16 protein-coding genes are annotated in these 18,211 nt (G+C 58.2%); all 16 read left to right on the top strand.

What is annotated here, in order from left to right; translation table 11 throughout:
- Nucleotides 1–3: 3 nt before the first annotated feature.
- Nucleotides 4–498, top strand: a complete 495-nt coding sequence (locus tag HPY71_13080; protein NPV54428.1) for a V-type ATP synthase subunit K — start codon at nt 4–6, stop codon at nt 496–498.
- A 3-nt stretch (nt 499–501) separates the two neighbouring features.
- Nucleotides 502–1,158, top strand: a complete 657-nt coding sequence (locus tag HPY71_13075; protein NPV54427.1) for a hypothetical protein — start codon at nt 502–504, stop codon at nt 1,156–1,158.
- 184 nt (nt 1,159–1,342) lie between these two features.
- Nucleotides 1,343–2,431, top strand: a complete 1,089-nt coding sequence (locus HPY71_13070; protein NPV54426.1) for a hypothetical protein — start codon at nt 1,343–1,345, stop codon at nt 2,429–2,431.
- Nucleotides 2,418–2,759: a V-type ATP synthase subunit F gene (locus tag HPY71_13065; protein NPV54425.1), complete on the top strand. Its 342-nt coding sequence runs from the start codon at nt 2,418–2,420 to the stop codon at nt 2,757–2,759. Before HPY71_13070 ends, HPY71_13065 begins: the two co-directional genes overlap by 14 nt.
- Nucleotides 2,756–4,534, top strand: a complete 1,779-nt coding sequence (locus tag HPY71_13060; protein ID NPV54424.1) for a V-type ATP synthase subunit A — start codon at nt 2,756–2,758, stop codon at nt 4,532–4,534. Before HPY71_13065 ends, HPY71_13060 begins: the two co-directional genes overlap by 4 nt.
- Nucleotides 4,527–5,912, top strand: a complete 1,386-nt coding sequence (locus tag HPY71_13055; GenBank protein NPV54423.1) for a V-type ATP synthase subunit B — start codon at nt 4,527–4,529, stop codon at nt 5,910–5,912. The genes HPY71_13060 and HPY71_13055 overlap by 8 nt, the downstream gene beginning before the upstream one ends.
- Nucleotides 5,913–5,940: 28 nt before the next feature.
- The gene (locus tag HPY71_13050) at nt 5,941–6,582 is read left to right on the top strand and encodes a V-type ATP synthase subunit D (GenBank protein NPV54422.1); all 642 of its coding nucleotides are present in this window, start codon (nt 5,941–5,943) and stop codon (nt 6,580–6,582) included.
- Nucleotides 6,583–6,813: 231 nt separating this feature from the next.
- Nucleotides 6,814–7,785 (top strand): patatin-like phospholipase family protein, encoded by a 972-nt coding sequence (locus HPY71_13045; GenBank protein ID NPV54421.1) that lies wholly within the window; start codon nt 6,814–6,816, stop codon nt 7,783–7,785.
- Between the two features lie 100 nt (nt 7,786–7,885).
- A complete protein-coding gene (locus HPY71_13040; GenBank protein ID NPV54420.1) occupies nt 7,886–9,181 on the top strand; it encodes an insulinase family protein in 1,296 nt (431 codons plus the stop codon).
- 184 nt (nt 9,182–9,365) lie between these two features.
- Nucleotides 9,366–11,018, top strand: a complete 1,653-nt coding sequence (locus HPY71_13035) for an arginine--tRNA ligase (GenBank protein ID NPV54419.1) — start codon at nt 9,366–9,368, stop codon at nt 11,016–11,018.
- 124 nt (nt 11,019–11,142) lie between these two features.
- A complete protein-coding gene (locus tag HPY71_13030) occupies nt 11,143–11,943 on the top strand; it encodes a DUF624 domain-containing protein (protein ID NPV54418.1) in 801 nt (266 codons plus the stop codon).
- A 3-nt stretch (nt 11,944–11,946) separates the two neighbouring features.
- Nucleotides 11,947–12,588, top strand: coding sequence for an MBL fold metallo-hydrolase (locus HPY71_13025; GenBank protein NPV54417.1), 642 nt, complete (start codon nt 11,947–11,949; stop codon nt 12,586–12,588).
- Nucleotides 12,589–12,692: 104 nt separating this feature from the next.
- Complete coding sequence (locus HPY71_13020) at nt 12,693–14,324, top strand: CTP synthase (GenBank protein NPV54416.1); 1,632 nt, start codon at nt 12,693–12,695, stop codon at nt 14,322–14,324.
- Nucleotides 14,325–14,438: 114 nt separating this feature from the next.
- On the top strand, nt 14,439–15,107 hold the full coding sequence (locus tag HPY71_13015; protein ID NPV54415.1) for a hypothetical protein: 669 nt from the start codon (nt 14,439–14,441) through the stop codon (nt 15,105–15,107).
- Between the two features lie 325 nt (nt 15,108–15,432).
- Nucleotides 15,433–16,722: a transcription termination factor Rho gene (gene rho / locus HPY71_13010; protein NPV54414.1), complete on the top strand. Its 1,290-nt coding sequence runs from the start codon at nt 15,433–15,435 to the stop codon at nt 16,720–16,722.
- A 141-nt stretch (nt 16,723–16,863) separates the two neighbouring features.
- The gene (murA, locus tag HPY71_13005; protein NPV54413.1) at nt 16,864–18,195 is read left to right on the top strand and encodes a UDP-N-acetylglucosamine 1-carboxyvinyltransferase; all 1,332 of its coding nucleotides are present in this window, start codon (nt 16,864–16,866) and stop codon (nt 18,193–18,195) included.
- Nucleotides 18,196–18,211: the final 16 nt, after the last annotated feature.

The following is an 18,211-nucleotide window of genomic DNA, read 5'->3' as shown; positions in this document are numbered from 1 at the left end:
CGTATGGACATTACACTTGGGACGATCCTAGGATTCTTCGGCATCGCAATCGCGGTAGCACTACCGGGAGTGGGCTCGGCCATAGGGGTTGGCCTCGTTGGGACCGCTGGTTCTGGCGTAGTAACGGAAGACCCTGATAAGTTCGGTCAGATATTGCTGTTGCAGGTCATTCCGGGCACTCAGGGGATCTATGGTCTTCTATCTGGGCTACTTCTCATGGGCAAGCTGAATGTTTTCAGTTTCGGCAATCCATTGATGCTCACTACACATGAAGGGGCACTCGTTGTCATGGCGGCCATCCCCGTAGCCATTGTCGGGTGGTTCTCCGCAATACACCAGGGTAAGGTTGCGGCCGCGGGCGTCGGGGTAGCGGCCAAGAGGCCTGAGGAGCTTGGGAAGGCCGTTACATTTGCTGCGATGGTCGAGACATACGCGGTTCTCGCATTCCTGGCGACCCTGCTCCTGATCTTCGGGATCCCCATCAAGGGAGTGGCATAATCGATGATGGAGAGGGTAGAAAGCGAAAGCACTGTGGTTGCGGGACGCGAAGGGCTTTCGAGGCTGAAAGGTAGGATCCTCGAGGAGGCCCGGGCGGCCGCGGGGGAGGCCCGGGCTGCGGCGCAGAAGAAAGCTGAGGCCATACTCCAGGAGGCCAGGGTCCTGGCTGAGAGGCGCAGGGATGAGATGTTGGGCCGCGCCCGCGAGGAGGCGGCGGGGCGAAAGCAGCGGATGATCACCCTCGCGGAGCTCGAGGCGCGCAAGGCGATCCTCAGCGCGAAGGAGGAGCTCATCGAGGAGGTATTCCGCGAGGGGCTCCAGGCGCTGCTGGACCTCGATGAGGGAAGCTATCGTGCCATGTTGAAGGGCATGATCCTTGATGCCGCCCCCGCAGGCGCGAGAGAGATCGAGGTGATCTTGTCCGCTCGCGACCGCGAGAGGCTCGGGCAGGCGTTTCTCGATGAGGTGAGCGAGGGGCTCCGGGCGGCTCGCGGGTCGGGCCGGCTGGTCATGTCCACCGAGACGAGGGGGCTGGCTGGCGGGTTTATCCTCAAGACCCAGGCGATGGAGATCAACAGCTCCATGGAGGCCGTGGTGGCGGGCGAGCGCGAGGAGCTCCTGGCCAGGGTTGCGGATATACTCTTCGGCCAGGAGCCGTAGCCGTAACCGGTTATAACCAGCCGCATACACCGCATACACATAGTTGCATAGTCGCGGCGGCGCGGTGCCCGCAGGCATTCCCTAAGGCATTGTGCAGGTATTGCCCAGGCATTGTGCAGGCATTCCCCCGCAGGCACCAGCCCGCAGAGCTCGCAGGCACGCAGGCGAGAAGGGTGGATAATCAATGGTGGAGTTTGAGTCAAAGTATGCCTATGCCGTTGCGAGGACGCGCGTCCTCGAGACAAGGCTCCTTGACTGGGGTAGGCTTGATAGAATGCTGGACGCGCCTGATGTTGATGAGGCGCTCAAGGTGCTGCAGGAAACGGAGTATTCCGTCTCGGCCTCCGACTATGAGGCCATGCTCTCAAATGAGCTCAAGAGGATTTATGCTGTGCTCGCGGAGATGGCGCCGGATCCCGGGCTTATCCGGATTTTCCTGGTGAGGTACGACTTCCATAATTTGAAGGTATTGCTGAAGGCGCACCTGTTGGGCGAGAGCTCTGGGAGGGAGAGTTCGGGAAGAGGCGGGCCGGGCGTGCCAGGTGGGCTGGGTGAAGGCCAGATGCCGGGGGCGCCAGGATCGGGACCGGATCAGGCGCTGGAGCGCGGGCTGTTCGATATTGGCTCGGTCAGGCTGGAGGCGCTGGCGCGGGCCGTGAATGAGGGTGAAGTCCGCGACCTTCCCGAGCCGCACCGGGCGGCCCTCCAGCGCGCCTTAGCCGCATATGAAGAGACTCGTGATCCTGTTACGATAGATAATGTGCTGGACAGGGAGGCATATTCTTTCATGTGCGCCGAGGCGGCAGGGCAGGGGATCGACTTCCTTGTGGATTACCTGGCGAGGCAGGCCGATCTCATTAATATCGCGGCCCTCATCCGGTCGAAGCAGATGGGCAAGGATAGAACCTCCTTTGCGGAGGCCTTCCTGCCGGGCGGCAGGCTCGAGTTGAGCAAATTCCTGGACGCATATGACCGGCCCATGGAGGCTGTAGCGGATGAGTTTGCCGGCAGCGATTACGCGTCCATAATTGAGGATGGACTCAAGCGCCTCGCTGTGGACGGAAGCCTTTCATATTTTGAAAAAGCCCGTGACGTCTACCTCCTCAATTATCTAAAAAGGGCAAAATATGTCGCATTTGGCCCTGAGCCCTTGATCGGCTATCTCCTGGCCAAGGAGAATGAGATCCGGATGCTCAGGATCATCCTGGTCGGCAAGGCCAACGGCCTTCCCAGGGAGACCATCAGGGAAAGGTTACGTGATGTCTATGTATAAGATCGGTGTCATAGGGGATAGGGACTCGGTGCTGGGCTTTCGAGCCCTGGGCGTCTCGGTCTTTCCTGTTGCCGATGCCGAGAGCGCGAAGAAAACCCTCCGCGATATAGTAAAGGAGGGATTTGCCTGTATTTTCCTGACCGAGGCGCTTGCGGCAGGCATGGAAGAGGAGCTGGAGCGGTTCAGCCAGGAGCCGCTTCCCGCTATCCTTCTCATTCCAAATAACGCAGGGAGCCTGGGCATAGCTATGCGTAAGATGAAGGCGGCCGTGGAGAGGGCGGTCGGAGCCGACATCCTATTTCAAAAAGAGGCAGGTAAGCAGCTATGAATGGAGGAAGGATCATCAAGGTTTCAGGCCCCCTCGTAGTCGCCGAGGGGATGCATGATGCCAAGATGTATGATGTAGTCCGGGTGGGCGAGAAGAGGCTCGTCGGGGAGATAATCGAGATTCGCGGGGACAAGGCGTCGATACAGGTCTACGAGGAGACGGCCGGGCTTGGCCCTGGGGACCCGGTATACACAACGGGTGAGCCCCTCAGCGTTGAGCTGGGACCGGGCCTCATCGAGGCGATCTACGACGGAATTCAGAGGCCGCTCGATGTGATCCGCGCGACCGCAGGCGACCGCATCGAGCGCGGCGTTGAGGCGCCGGGCCTGGACCGCGCGAGGAAGTGGCGGTTTGAGCCCAGGGCCAGGGTTGGCGATCACGTCGGTCCCGGCGATGTCCTGGGGGTGGTCAGTGAGACCCCTGTGGTGGAGCACCGCATAATGGTGCCCTACGGCGTCGAGGGACTGGTCGAGGAGATTGAGCCCTGCGAGGCAACTGTGACGGAGACGATAGCCAGGATCAGCACTGCGGGCGGGGTCCGCGAGATCTCGATGATGAGCCGGTGGCCTGTTCGCAGGGGCAGGCCTTACAGGGAGAAGCTGCCGCCCGTTGAGCCGCTCATCACGGGCCAGCGCATCATAGACACCCTCTTCCCCGTGGCCAAGGGCGGCACGGCGTGCGTGCCCGGGCCGTTCGGGAGCGGGAAGACCATCATCCAGCACCAGCTCGCGCGCTGGGCTGATGCTGATATCATAGTCTACATCGGGTGCGGCGAGCGCGGCAATGAGATGACCGAGGTGCTCATGGATTTTCCGGAGTTGACGGACCCTCGCACCGGCGAGCCGCTCATGAGGCGGACCGTGTTGATTGCAAACACCTCGGATATGCCGGTTGCGGCGCGCGAAGCGTCGGTTTATACGGGCATCACGATTGCAGAGTACTTCCGGGACATGGGTTACAGCGTTGCCCTGATGGCGGATTCCACCTCGCGCTGGGCCGAGGCCCTGAGAGAGATATCGGGGCGGCTCGAGGAGATGCCCGGCGAGGAAGGGTATCCAGCTTACCTGGGGTCCCGGGTCGCTGAATTCTACGAGAGGGCTGGCCGCGTGGTCTGCCTGGGGAAGGACGGCCGGGAGGGCAGGCTCACAGTTGTAGGGGCGGTTTCGCCGCCGGGCGGCGACCTTTCGGAGCCCGTGACGCAGGCCACGTTGAGGATCGTCAAGGTCTTCTGGGGGCTCGATGACGCGCTGGCGGCGAGGAGGCATTTCCCCGCCATCAACTGGCTGAGGAGCTATTCCCTCTACCTCGATAGGCTCGAGGAGTATATAAAGCGCGACATAGCGGGCGACTGGGGGGAGCTGCGGGGGGAGGCCATGAAGATCCTGCAGGAGGAGTCCGAGCTGGAGGAGATCGTGAGGCTGGTTGGCGTGGACGCCCTCTCGACGCAGGACCGCCTGACGCTGGAGACGGCGAAGTCCCTGCGAGAGGATTTCCTCCACCAGAACGCCTATCACGAGGTTGATACGTATACATCCCTTGCGAAGCAGTACAGGATGCTCAAGGCGATTCTTCATTTTCACCATGCAGCCCGGGCCGTCCTGGAGGGTGGCGCGGCACTGGACGCCATCCTCGAGCTGCCCGTGAGGGAGTCCATCGCAAGGATGAAGTATATCCCCGAGACGGAGATGCAGAGGTTTGATAATATCGAGAGGGATATAAAGGAGCAGGTCAGTGCGCTTGGTGCGACGGAGACGGGAGGCGAGGAGGTTGCTTAAGGAATATTTGACGATTCGCGAGGTTGCCGGCCCCCTGATGCTCGTCGAGCAGGTGGAGGACGTGAAATACGGCGAGCTTGTGGAGATCGAGCTCCCGGGCGGGGAGGTCCGCCGGGGGCGTGTGCTCGAGGCATCGGGGACAAATGCCCTTATCCAGTTGTTTGAGGGCTCGACGGGCCTCAACATCTCATCAGCGAGGGTGAGATTTCTCGGCCATGGCATCGAGCTTGCCGTATCCATGGATATCCTCGGCCGCGTCTTCGACGGCCTCGGCCGTCCCCGGGATAAGGGGCCGCGGATCATACCAGAGAAGAAGCTGGATATCAACGGGAACCCGATAAACCCCTATGCCAGGGACTACCCGTCGGAGTTTATCCAGACGGGGATATCCGCCATAGATGGCCTGAATACCCTCGTGAGGGGCCAGAAGCTTCCCATATTCTCAGCGTCGGGCCTGCCCCATGCCGAGCTCGCCGCCCAGATCGCGAGGCAGGCCAGGGTCCTGGCCACGGAGGAGAAGTTTGCAGTGGTCTTTGGCGCCATGGGGATTACCTTCGAAGAGGCCGACTACTTCATCTCGGACTTCCGCAGGACCGGTGCCATAGAGCGCGCGGTGCTCTTCGTAAACCTCGCTAACGACCCTGCCATCGAGCGGATCGCGACGCCCAGGATGGCCCTGACGGCCGCCGAGTACCTGGCGTATGAACAGGATATGCACGTGCTGGTCATCCTCACCGACATGACGAACTACTGCGAGGCCTTGCGCGAGGTCTCCGCTGCGCGCAAGGAGGTGCCGGGCCGGCGGGGCTATCCTGGCTATCTCTATACGGACCTGGCGACTATCTACGAGCGGGCTGGCCGCATAAAGGGCAGGAAGGGCTCGATAACCCAGATACCGATCCTGACAATGCCCGAGGATGATAAGACACACCCCATAGTCGACCTGACGGGGTATATAACGGAGGGCCAGATATTTCTGTCGCGTGACCTGCACCGCAAGGGCATCTACCCGCCCATCGACGTGCTGCCCTCGCTCTCGCGGCTGAAGGATAAGGGCATCGGCAAGGGCAAGACGCGCGAGGATCATTCGGATACCATGAACCAGCTTTACGCCGCGTACGCCCGGGGCAAGGAGGCAAAGGAATTGGCTGTGATCCTCGGCGAGGCGGCGTTGTCCGGCATCGACAGGCAGTTTGCGAAGTTTGCCGATGCATTTGAGGCGCGTTATGTCACCCAGGGCAGGGATGAGAACCGCACCATCGAGGAGACGTTGAATATCGGGTGGGGACTCCTCGCCATGTTGCCCAGGAGGGAGCTCAAGCGCGTGCGCGATGAGTACCTCGAGAAGTACCTGCCTGGGGCTGCCGCGGCGTCCTAGGTCTTGGCTGTGGGGAGGGGTGAGGTAGATGGAGGTAAGGGTAAGCCCAACCCGGATGCATCTCCTGCGCACGCGCAGGCGTCTTGCGATGGCGGTGCGGGGCCATAAGCTTCTCAAGGATAAGCGCGATGAGCTTATGAAGAAGTTCCTCGCCCTCGTCAGACGCAACAAGGAGCTACGGGAGGAGGTAGAGGGTAAGCTCGGGAAGGCCTTCAAGAGTTTTCTCATGGCCCGCGCCGTGATGCCCCCCGAGGTTATCGAGGAGGCCATCATGTATCCCAAGCGGACGCTGGAGTTTGATGCCACCAGCGTAAACGTCCTGAGCGTGAAGGTTCCGAAGTTCTCATGGGCGGAAAGGGGCGAGGCGCAGGAGAGCGAGATATATCCGTACGGCCTGGCGGCTACCGCAAGTGAGCTTGATTTCGCCATAGGCTCGCTGGCCGGGGTCCTGCCCAGGATGGTCGAGCTCGCCGAGGTGGAGAAGTCCGTGGAGCTGCTCTCGGCCGAGATCGAGAAGACGCGGAGGCGCGTCAACGCCCTGGAATACGTCCTGATCCCACAGCTTGAGGAGACGGCCCGCTATATCACCATGAAGCTCGACGAGATGGAGCGCGGGAATCTCACCAGGCTCATGAAGGTCAAGGAGATAGTCAGGGAACGCGGGGCCTGACCGGTATGGATGTAGCTTCTAGTTCCCCCTGTTGGATTGGGAGGAATCTCAGAGCGCAAGCGGGAACTATCATTTTTTTTAAATACGGTATAGTATATTAATGTAAAGATGGAACACCATGAGTGGCCTGGCACGATGTAGCGGGGATGTAGCGGGGAGCGGGGATGTAGCAGGGATGATTTTATGGTAATATATGCATAGCGAGGGCATGGAAATCGGAGGTGGGCAGGGATGAGCGGGAAGCTGGCCTTTATACGGAGGAAGCCTACTATCGGCCTGGCGCTTGGTGCAGGCGGCCTGAGGGGGGCCGCTCATATCGGCGTGCTCCAGGTCCTCATAGAAGAGGGTATTCATCCCGACATGATCTCCGGCACGAGCGCGGGGAGCATAGTGGCCGGCCTCTACGCCTCGGGGCTCGACCCTGGCGAGCTCGAGAGGCTGGTGCGGGGTATCCACCCGGAGGAGCTTTTCACGATAAAGATAAGCCTGAAGGTTTTAGGGAAGATGCTCCTCAAGATCGTCTGCGACTGGCTGCACCTGGAGTGCCCAAAGCTGAAGGGCGTGCCAGCCGGCATCATAGACGGGAAGGAGCTCGAGGCGCTGATAGGAAAGGCCTCGGGCGGCAAGGGCTTCGAGGACCTCTACATACCCTGCGCTATAATCGCGACGGACATCAACTCCGGCGAGACTATAATCTTTACAGCGCCGCATTGGATCCCCCACCGGGGCGTGCAGAGCGACACAGCATTTAGCGATACGGTATTCATCACTGACCAGCCAGTTTCGGTTGCAGCGCGCGCCAGCAGCGGCATTCCAGGCATCTTCACCCCTTTTGAGGTGAAGGGGCGCTCCCTTGTAGATGGGGGGGTCAAGGACTACGTCCCGGCCGGCATCCTGAAGAGCATGGGCGCGGATGCCGTCATAGCCGTGGACCTGGGATATGCGGGCAAGAGGCGGGAGCCCGTGGACAACGTGCTCGAGATAGTGATGCAGGCCAGTGACATAATGGGGCGTGAGCTCACAGATGTCAAGCTTGCGGGCTCGGCTGACGTGATAATAAAACCGAAAATCTACGATGTGGGGCTCCTGGATTTCGACCGAATCCCCGAATGTATAGAGCGCGGCAGGGATGCTGCGAGGGCGAGCCTGCCGGAGATACGCCGCGTGCTCGAGAGCCTCGGCAGGGGGTCGGTCCGGGTGTAGCCCGGGCGTAGGCCGGTTGCCAGTCCGGGTATCAGCCCGGGTTATTGGCCCGGGTATAGATATTCTCAGGCTCGGGAAAAGATACTCAGGGGTGATATGCATGGCTCACGCTGAGGTCCTCGGCAACGGCCTCGCCGTCGTCACCGAGGAGATGCCTCACATGAAATCGGTATCCATCAGCATTTGGATCGGAGCGGGTTCGAGATACGAGGATAAGAGCATCAACGGGGTATCCCATTTCGTAGAGCACATGTTGTTCAAGGGCACCCGGAAGCGGGAGGATAACCAGAAGCTGTCCGTTGCGATAGAGGGTGTGGGGGGCACCATTAACGGCTTCACTAATAAAGAGGCCACATGCTACCTTGTGAAGGTCCCTAGCGAGCATTTCGGGGTTGGGCTCGATGTTCTGTGCGACATTGTTCTCAATTCCCTTTTCCTGCCCGAGGCGATAGAGAAGGAGAGGACCGTCGTAATTGAGGAGATTAGAATGGTCCATGACAAGGCCGACGCCTGGGTCCACATCCTGCTGGATGAGCTTATGTGGCCGGGGGATCCCCTCGGCCGGAGCATCGCCGGGACCGAGGACGTGATCCGGTCCCTCTCCCGGGAGGATATCCTGGAGTATGTCCACGGCCTTTACGTCCCTAAAAACATCGTCGTGAGCATCGCGGGGAATTTCAAGACTGAAGATGTGATCAATGCGGTATCCAACTACTTCTCGGAAGGGTCGGGAGGGAAGGGCGAGCCCGGCCGCAAGCGGACGGAGCCCGGGCAGGGGGAGAACGGCTCGAACACCCCGGGCGGCTCGAAAATCCTGGTCGAAAAGCGCGATATCAAGCAGGCCAATTTCGCAGTTGGGCTTCGAGCCTACGGGCGGACCCACCCTGACCGGTACGTCCTGGAGGTTCTCAACGCGGCTCTCGGGTGGGGGATGAGCTCCCGGTTGTTCCAGGAGGTTCGCGTCAGGCGGGGCCTTGCCTACGCCGTCGGGTCGGACTTCGAGACCTACGTTGACACGGGTCTCTTTAAAGTCTACGCAGGCGTGGACCCAGCCAAGGGGCCCGAGGCGACCAGGGTTGTCCTTGATGAGCTTTGGAAGATCCGGGACCACGGCCTCTCCGAGGAGGAGCTCCGGTTCGCGAAGAACTTCTTCAAGGGAAGCCTCGCCCTGAGGCTCGAGGATACGCTGAATCTATCGCTGCGCATGGGCGATTCGCAGCTTCTTATCGGCCGCGTGATCCCGGTGGATGAAGTCCTGGCCAAGATCGAGGCTGTAACTTTAGAAGATATCAAGCGCGTCGCTGCCGACATCCTTCGCCCTGATGATTTGAGGATGGCGGCCGTCGGACCCTTTAAGGATGAGAAGGACATGGAGGCGGCGACGATGGTGCAGTAGCGGTCCCGCATTGGTATATTGGTATTTGGATAACTGGTATTTAGGTTTAGAGATATTTGATATCCGAGGATATCCGGTGGGGAAATCGCCGGAGGGGGAATTGGGAAAGAGTGTCTGGTGGGAAATTGGAGGGGAAACAGTGTCGTATAACATCTCAGAGAAAATCCGGATTGAGCTCGAGGAGATGATAAGGAACTCGATTCGCGAGGCGCAGGCGGAAGGCGAGCTTCCGCCATTTGATATACCGGCCATTCCAATAGAGACCTCCCGGGACAGGTCGCACGGTGATTTTGCAACCACCGTCGCGCTTATGCTGGCCAGGAGCGCGCGCAGGTCCCCGCGCGACATCGCCGCGATTCTGGCCAGGCGCATCAGCGTTAGCGGCGCCCCTCGCGGCTACGTGGAGAGGGTTGAGGTCGCCGGCCCCGGTTTCATAAACTTCTTTTTGAGGCGGGCGTGGCTCGAGGAAACGCTGGCTATGATTGAGGAGGCCGGCGAGGCCTACGGGACCAGCGATTTTGGCGGGGGCGCGAAGATCCAGATCGAATTCGTGAGCGCAAACCCGACCGGGCCGATGAATGTGGTGAACGCCCGGGCGGGGGCCGTCGGCGATACCCTGGCCAACATCCTCGCGGCCGCAGGCTATCAGGTGTCGCGCGAATACTACATTAATGATGCTGGGAACCAGGTGGACGTGCTCGGCAAGTCCGTCGAGCTGAGATACAGGCAGCTGCTGGGGGAGCCCGTGGAGCTCTCCCCCGAGTGCTACCAGGGGGAATATATCACCGACCTTGCGCGCCGGGCCCTTGAGGAGAAGGGCCAGGATATCGCTGGCATGTCCGGCGAGGAACGGCGGGGCTTCTTCAAGGGCTACGCGGTATCAGAGATACTGCGCATGCAGCGGGAATCGCTCCGCGCCTTTGGCGTGGAGTTCGATGTATGGTTTTCGGAAAAGACCCTGGAGGATTCTGGCGCGGACAAGCAGGTCATGGAGATCCTGGGCTCGAAGGGCCTGCTCTACGAGGCGGACGGGGCTGTCTGGTTCAAGTCGACGGCCTTCGGGGATGATAAGGATAGGGTTGTCGTCAAGAGCGACGGGAAATACACCTACCTCCTGCGCGACCTCGCATACCACAAGAACAAACTCGACCGGGGGTTTGACAGGGTCATAGATATATGGGGCCCCGACCACCACGGCTACGTCGCACGGACGAAAGCGGGCGTGCAGGCCCTTGGCTACCCTGCGGACGCCCTGGAGGTCCTGCTCCTCCAGCTTGTGACCCTTTACTCCCACGGTGAGCAGGTCAGGATGTCGAAGCGGGCCGGCGAGTTCATCACAATGGACGATCTGATCCAGGAAGTCGGGAGGGATGCCGCGCGTTACTTCTTTGTGATGAGGAACATCGACAGCCATCTCGACTTCGATATGGAGCTCGCCAAGGAGCAGTCGCAGGAGAACCCGGTGTACTATATCCAGTATGCCCACGCCAGGCTCTCGAGCATCATGAGACAGGCCGCTGAGCTTGGGGTGAAGTGCGTCCCTGCGCGAGAGGCCGACCTCGGGCTCCTGGTCGAGGATGCCGAGGTGGAGCTCATAAAGAAGCTCGCGGCGTTCCCGGATGAGATCATCGCGGCGGCCCGGGACAGGGCGCCGAATCGCATGGCCAAGTATGCGCTGGACCTGTCGGGCATGTTCCATTCCTTTTATAACAGCTACAGGGTGATAAGCGATGATCGGGAGCTGACCGCCGCCAGGCTGGTGCTGGCGAATGCAACCCGGATTGTCCTACGCAACCTGCTGGGGATCCTGGGGGTTTCGGCTCCGGAGCGCATGTGATCCACCTGTAAGGGGCATGCAATCACCATGTGTATCGCCATGCGTATCGTCAGGCGCATCACCAGGCGTGCAATAGCATATCACTAGGCGTGCAATAACTCAGAAGGCGGGAGGGGGCAAGGGGATGGGGAGAGCCGGCCAGGAATTGAGGAAGGCTGGATCCGTTTTTGTCAAATCAATAAAGGATTCCTATGGTTACCTCGGCACCGTGCTCATGAATAGCATTATGTGGTTTGCCTGGGCCGTCATTGTGGTCATGGGAGCCTCACTCTTCACAAGGTCGCCATGGGTGGTGGCGGGGCTCGCGCTGGTGGGGACTGCGCCAGCCACCGCCGCCGCTTCATATGTCGTGTTTCTGGTCCTGAAGAGGGAGGATATCGGGATCAGGGATTTCATCGTGGGCTTCAGGCGATTTGGCGTCCGGGCGCTGGGCCTCATGGCTGCGGAGCTTCTCCTGATAGCGGTTCTCCTCGCTGACATCGTATTCTGTTTCACAAATAAGAACCCTGTTATCAAGGCCGTGGGCGGCATATGGATATATGCCCTTCTTTTCGTCTTGATGATGATGAACTACCTGATCCCCCTGGTTGTCCAGCAGGATACCGGCACCGGGAAGGCGTTAAAGCGGTCGGCCCTACTCATCCTGGATAACCCCTTTTTCTCGATCCTCATGTCTTTTTTCAACCTCTTGGTGGCAGTCGTATGCATCGTCATCGCTCCCGCTTTTGCGCTGCTTTTTATGGGGATACTGAGCTTCCTCCAGGGTAATGGCGCCGTGGAGGTGCTCAAGAAATATAATATCCATACGGTCCCGGAGGAGGAACCCTATACTCCGGATATCCTGGATACCCCGGAAATCCCAGGCATCCCGGAGGAATCATCCACTGGAGAAAGGAGTTTCAATGAAGAGGAGAAGGGAGTGTAGATGATGAGGCTTAGGTGGTTTGGTCACGCGTGTTTCATGATCACGAGCTCTTCCCCGGAGGTCAGGATCCTCACCGACCCCTTTGATGAAACGGTAGGCTATCCCGTGCCATCCGTCAGGGCCGATATAGTCACGGTGAGCCATGACCATTTCGACCACAACAATGTCGGGTGCGTCGAGGGCGACCCTGTTGTCGTGAAGACGCCCGGCAGGCACGAGGCAAAGGGCGTGCCCGTCCATGGGGTCTCCACCTTCCACGATAACCAGGGGGGCAGGAAGCGGGGGCCCAATATCGTGTTTGTTATTGGCGTGGATGGTCTGAAGATATGCCACCTAGGTGATCTCGGTCACATGCTCGACCCTGCCAAGGTGGATGAGATAGGACATGTCGACATATTGCTGGTCCCGGTCGGAGGCAACTTCACCATCGATGCCGCGGGCGCCACGAGGGTTATTGACGCGCTGAAGCCAGCCGTGATAGTCCCGATGCACTATAAGACCCCTGCCCTGGCTTTTCCCATAGATCCTGTTGACAAGTTCCTCATAGATAAGGATAATATAGTGCGGACGAATTCTGTATCACTCGAGCTTTCAGCCCAGGATATCCCGGGGGAGAGGACGATTTATGTGTTCTCCTACGAGTGATCCACGGTTATCCCCGGTGCGTGAGATATTCAGGGGTGGATTCTGGAGCTGAATTTTAGAGCTGGATTCAGGATGCAAGGGGGTAGGCGATAGCACCGCAGGCTATGGCAAAATATATCTTCGTTACGGGCGGGGTTGTTTCCGCCCTTGGAAAGGGCGTAACGGCGGCGTCCCTCGGGAGGTTATTAAAGAGCAGAGGATTGCAGGTCACAGCCCTGAAGCTCGACCCATATATAAATGTCGACCCGGGCACCATGAGCCCCTACCAGCATGGTGAGGTTTTCGTCACCGACGATGGCGCCGAGACAGACCTGGACCTGGGACACTATGAGCGCTTCATGGATGTGAACCTGAGCAAGGCCAACAACGTAACGACGGGCATGATCTACTGGTCGGTCATCTCCAAGGAGAGGCGGGGTGATTTCCTCGGCGGCACAGTTCAGGTCATTCCTCATATAACCAATGAGATAAAGACGCGCATCCTGAGGGTTGGCAAGGAGTCCAACGCGGATGTGGCGATCGTCGAGGTCGGCGGGACGGTCGGCGACATCGAGAGCCTGCCGTTTCTGGAGGCCATACGCCAGCTGAGGACCGATCTCGGCAGGGAAGAGGTCATGTACATTCATGTAACGCTTGTGCCGTATATCGTTGCAGCCGGGGAGCTCAAGACAAAGCCGACTCAGCACAGCGTCAAGGAGCTCAGGAGCATAGGAATCCAGCCCGATGTCATTGTGTGCAGGTCCGACCGGCCGTTGTCCAAGGAGGTCAAGAGCAAGATAGCCTTGTTTTGCGATATCGATGAGGAGGCCGTAATCCCCAATATAGATGCCCAGACCATCTATGAGGTCCCGTTGATCTTTGAGGAAGAGCGTCTTGACGATATCGTAGCGAAGAGGCTGGGCTTCCCTTGCGGCAATAGAGACCTGAACGAGTGGAGGGAGATTGTCTCAAAGATCAAGAACCCGAAGCGCCAGGTCGAGATAGCCATCGTGGGGAAGTATGTCGCCCTGCCCGACGCTTACCTCAGCGTGACAGAGGCCCTGCGTCATGCTGGGATAGCCTACGAGGCCGAAGTCAAGGTGCGCTGGGTAAACTCTGAGTTGCTCGAGGAGAGGGACCCTGAGGTTGAGTTAAGCGGGGTTGATGGGATGGTGGTGCCGGGAGGCTTCGGCAACCGCGGCATCGAGGGGAAGATCCAGGCTGCCCGTTTCGCCCGGGAGCGAAAGGTGCCGTATTTTGGTTTATGCCTCGGCATGCAGTGTGCGGTCATAGAATTCGCGCGGGATGTATGTGGCCTCGAGGAGGCCAACAGCTCTGAGTTCGACCCCGATACGCCGCACCCTGTCATCGACCTCCTGCCGGAGCAGAAGGACGTTGAGGATCTCGGGGGCACCATGCGGCTTGGGACTTACCCGTGTCGCCTGACCAATGATTCCATCTCGGCGCGCTCATACGAACGTGAGGTGATATATGAGAGGCACCGTCACCGGTATGAATTCAATAATGAATACAGGGCTAAATTGGTGGATGCTGGCATGAGGATAGCCGGCATCTCCCCGGATAAACGGCTCGTTGAGATAATTGAGCTGCCCGGGCACCCTTGGTTTGTCGGTACCCAGTTCCACCCGGAATTCAAGTCGAGACCCAACAGGCCGCACCCTCTCTTCAAGAGCTTTATTGGAGCTGCCCTGGAATGTAGAGAATGCAGAGGCACACAAGGATGTTCCCAGGAATAGATTTTTAGTGCAGGGTAATACTTGTGTTATCCTCCTGCATGGGAAAGAGGAATTTCTATGCGGGCGGCGAATAAGTCGTGATAGTGAAGTCGGGCGGGGCTTGGGGGTAGCAAGATGTTGATCAAGACGACGAGGACTTTGGCGTTGAGGTGCCCTTCGTGTGGAAGGCTCGATTATCATGTATTCTCGCTTTTCTACTTCACCCACAACAGGGTTCTTAAGGTCACCTGCCCTTGCGGCGAGACTAAGGCCGTCATATCAACCAAAGATTACAGGAGGTACTTCTTTAATATCCCCTGCCTGGTGTGCGAGACCTCTCATGTAATCCCGCTTGATGGAGCCAGGTTCTGCCAGGATGACTTGACTACCCTGGTGTGCCCCGAAACAGCCCTGGAGCTCGGATATCTTGGCCGTACCAAGAAGATCAAGAGCGCAATAAGAAGTTATCAATATGATGTGGAGGCCCTCATAAGCGATCTCGGTTTCGAGGGCTACTTCAAGACCCCTGAGGTCATGCTTGAGACTTTGAAGCTCCTTCATAAGATCGCAAGCTCCGGGAATTTATATTGTCAATGTGGTAATTATAATATCGAAGTGGATATCTACCCCGAGAAGTTGGAGCTTCACTGTCCCAGGTGCGATAGCATAAACATAATATATGCCGAGACAAGGGAGGACCTCGACGTTATCAGGAAGGTAAAGAGCATCGAGCTTACCAAGGGCGGTTTCAATTGTATCGATGCCGGCAAGTTCGGTACACGCAAGACGCATAAGAAGAGCTGAGACCGCGGGCCTACACCTCTCTCCTGCAGAGTTTTCCCGTATCTATTTTATCGCGTTGCCCATGGATTCTCCTGCTGATTATGACAGCCACCGGGTGGATTATCGGGGCTGTCGATACCCTAACTGGTGCAGATATGTCATGGAAATGAATACGAGAGAAACGAGCCGGCCTCAGTGGGAGCTGGCTCCCTTGGGAATCATTTTTGGATGTGGCTAGATTTATAGAAGCCTGTATTATTGTATGTTTTTGTCATATAAGATATATCCAGGAAAAGATGCGGTTGGGAAAAACGTTTAGAGACTATGGAGGGTGAGTTACCCAATGCTGAATATTGCCGAATTGGAGAGCAAGACGATACCAGAATTATATGAAATCGCCCGTGGGCTCCAGATTGCGGGCTACTCAAAGATGAGAAAGAAGGATCTCATATTTGAAATCCTGAGGGTCCAGATCGAAAGGGAAGGCCTGCTATTCGCGGAGGGAATCCTCGAGATAATGCCGGATGGCTTCGGCTTTCTCAGGGTTGCGGGCCTGTCACCAAGCCAGGATGACATCTATGTCTCCCCGTCTCAAATACGCCGGTTTAACCTCAGGACGGGTGACCTTATATCCGGTCAGGTCAGGCCGCCCAAGGAGAACGAGAAGTATTTCGCCCTCCTGAGGGTTGAGGCTGTAAACTCGGCGGACCCGGAGGCCGCCAGCAAGAGGCTGCACTTTGAGGATCTCACGCCGATCTATCCAAACCAGAGGATCAAGCTGGAAACCGATCCAAAGGAGATCACCACGCGCATGATAGATATCATGGCGCCTCTCGGCAAGGGGCAGCGAGGGCTGATAGTATCCCCGCCCAAGGCCGGGAAGACGACCGTTCTCAAGAAGATCGCGAACGCCATATCCGCCAACCACCCCGAGATAGAGATCCTCGTGCTCCTGGTCGATGAAAGGCCCGAGGAGGTCACAGATATGGAGAGGTCGGTCAAAGGGGTGGTGACGAGCTCAACCTTTGACCAGCCGCCTGATAACCACATCCGGGTTGCCGAGATGGTTCTCGAGCGCGCCAGGAGGCTTGTTGAGCATAAAAAGGACGTGATTATCCTGCTGGATAGTATAACCCGGCTCGCTCGCGCGTACAATCTTGTAGAACCTCCTAGTGGCAGGACGCTGTCCGGAGGGCTGGATCCTAGCGCGCTTCACCGGCCCAAGCGCTTTTTTGGCGCCGCGCGCAACATCGAAGAAGGAGGAAGCCTGACCATCCTCGCGACGACTCTTGTGGAGACAGGGAGTCGCATGGATGATGTTATCTACGAAGAATTTAAAGGGACCGGAAATATGGAGATCCACCTCGACAGGCGCCTTGCCGAGCGGAGGATTTTCCCGGCGATCGATATTTACAGGTCCGGGACGCGGAAAGAGGAGCTGCTCCTGACGCCGGAGGAGCTGGATATGGTCTGGCTCTTGAGGAAGGCTTTCGGATCCCTTGGAATTGCCGATACAACTGAGCTCGTGCTGGAGCGCCTCACCCACACGAAGAGCAACGAGGAATTCAGGCAGCTTGTTGTAAAGTCCCAGTTTGCTGAGAATGTCAGGGCGGTCAGCGGGGGATCGGCCCCGTAACATGCGGCGGGACCAACCAGTCATGATTTTGAAATCCATGAAGCTGTGATTTTAAAATCCATGAATTGCCGCTTGCATATTTAGCTGGGCAGATGTTACACTCTACGTTGTAGGGGAGCCACTAATCTGGGAGGATAGCCGGTGACTAGGATCAGAATTCAAGGTGGCAGACGACTTGACGGCATCGTGAAGATAAGCGGCGCAAAGAACGCAGCATTGCCCATAATGGCGGCATCCCTTTTGTCGGACGGCGAGGTGATCCTGGAGGATATCCCGAGGCTGGAGGATGTTCGCACGATCCAGGAGGTCCTGCGCAGCCTCGGTGTCAAGATTGCAGCCGGTCAATCCTCGAAATCGAGCGTTTTGAGGCTGGATGCCAGCGATGTCAGGGCCGTAGAGGCTCCTTATGACCTTGTCCGGAAGATGAGGGCCTCTTTTCTTATTATGGGGCCCATGCTGGCCCGCTTCAGGTATGCCAAGATATTCTTGCCTGGTGGGTGCGCCATCGGGACCAGGCCCATTGATCTTCACCTCAAGGGTTTTGAGTCGCTGGGGGCCAGCATCGCTAGGGAACATGGGTATGTGGAGGCCACCGCCGGGAACGGGCTCTCGGGCGGCCATGTCTATCTCGATTTTCCAAGCGTGGGGGCGACCGAGAATATAATGATGGCTGCAACGCTGGCCACGGGGACCACCATCATCGAGAATGCTGCCAAGGAACCAGAGGTCGTGGACCTGGCGAGCTTTCTCAACGCCATGGGGGCCAACATCCGCGGCGCCGGCACCAATATCATCCGCATCGAGGGCGTGAAACGCCTCGGGGGAGCAACCCACGCGATCCTGCCCGACAGGATCGAAGCTGGTACCTATATGATAGCCGCTTCCATAACCCATGGGGATGTATTTGTCAAGAATGCACTGCCTGAACACCTCAAGCCGCTCATCGCCAAATTGCGGGAAATAGGTGTACGTGTCGATGAGGAGGCTACAGGGATCAGGGTAAGGTCCAGCGTGATGTTGAAGAGCGCTGATGTCAAGACCATGCCGTACCCCGGGTTCCCCACCGACCTGCAAGCGCAGGTGGCGGCATTGCTGTCGATCGCGCAGGGCACGAGCATTATAACCGAGACGGTATTTGAAAACAGGTTCATGTATGTTGATGAACTGAAGAGGATGGGTGCGAACATCAAGATCGATGGGAGGACGGCCATTATTGAGGGTATGCCCCGCCTCACGGGCGCTCCAGTGAAGGCCACCGACCTGCGGGCCGGTGCGGCCCTCATCCTGGCAGCGCTTGTTGCAGAAGGCGAAACAGAGGTATCAGAGGTTCATCACATCGATCGCGGATATGAGAATATCGAAATTAAACTCTCGAAGCTGGGCGCAACGATTGAGAGGGTTGAGAGAGAGCAAGCTGGCCCGGGGCTCGCCGGGTGCCTGGAAGGTTCTAAACCCTTGGACATCGCAATATAGATAGATTATAGACGGT

The sequence above is a fragment of the Bacillota bacterium genome (assembly GCA_013178125.1).
Lineage (GTDB): Bacteria > Bacillota > SHA-98 > Ch115 > JABLXJ01 > JABLXL01.
Note: the sequence above shows the minus strand (reverse complement) of the source record. Positions and strands in the feature narration are given on the sequence as shown.

Bases quoted from the DNA above. Each gene is read 5' to 3' on its own strand.
- HPY71_13015 (NPV54415.1), top strand. From the start codon at position 14,439: ATGTTGATCAAGACGACGAGGACTTTGGCGTTGAGGTGCCCTTCGTGT.
- HPY71_13080 (NPV54428.1), top strand. From the start codon at position 4: ATGGACATTACACTTGGGACGATCCTAGGATTCTTCGGCATCGCAATC.
- HPY71_13035 (NPV54419.1), top strand. From the start codon at position 9,366: ATGATAAGGAACTCGATTCGCGAGGCGCAGGCGGAAGGCGAGCTTCCG.
- HPY71_13020 (NPV54416.1), top strand. From the start codon at position 12,693: ATGGCAAAATATATCTTCGTTACGGGCGGGGTTGTTTCCGCCCTTGGA.
- HPY71_13070 (NPV54426.1), top strand. From the start codon at position 1,343: ATGGTGGAGTTTGAGTCAAAGTATGCCTATGCCGTTGCGAGGACGCGC.
- HPY71_13050 (NPV54422.1), top strand. From the start codon at position 5,941: ATGGAGGTAAGGGTAAGCCCAACCCGGATGCATCTCCTGCGCACGCGC.
- HPY71_13060 (NPV54424.1), top strand. From the start codon at position 2,756: ATGAATGGAGGAAGGATCATCAAGGTTTCAGGCCCCCTCGTAGTCGCC.
- HPY71_13025 (NPV54417.1), top strand. From the start codon at position 11,947: ATGAGGCTTAGGTGGTTTGGTCACGCGTGTTTCATGATCACGAGCTCT.
- HPY71_13040 (NPV54420.1), top strand. From the start codon at position 7,886: ATGGCTCACGCTGAGGTCCTCGGCAACGGCCTCGCCGTCGTCACCGAG.
- HPY71_13045 (NPV54421.1), top strand. From the start codon at position 6,814: ATGAGCGGGAAGCTGGCCTTTATACGGAGGAAGCCTACTATCGGCCTG.
- HPY71_13030 (NPV54418.1), top strand. From the start codon at position 11,143: ATGGGGAGAGCCGGCCAGGAATTGAGGAAGGCTGGATCCGTTTTTGTC.
- HPY71_13075 (NPV54427.1), top strand. From the start codon at position 502: ATGATGGAGAGGGTAGAAAGCGAAAGCACTGTGGTTGCGGGACGCGAA.
- HPY71_13065 (NPV54425.1), top strand. From the start codon at position 2,418: ATGTCTATGTATAAGATCGGTGTCATAGGGGATAGGGACTCGGTGCTG.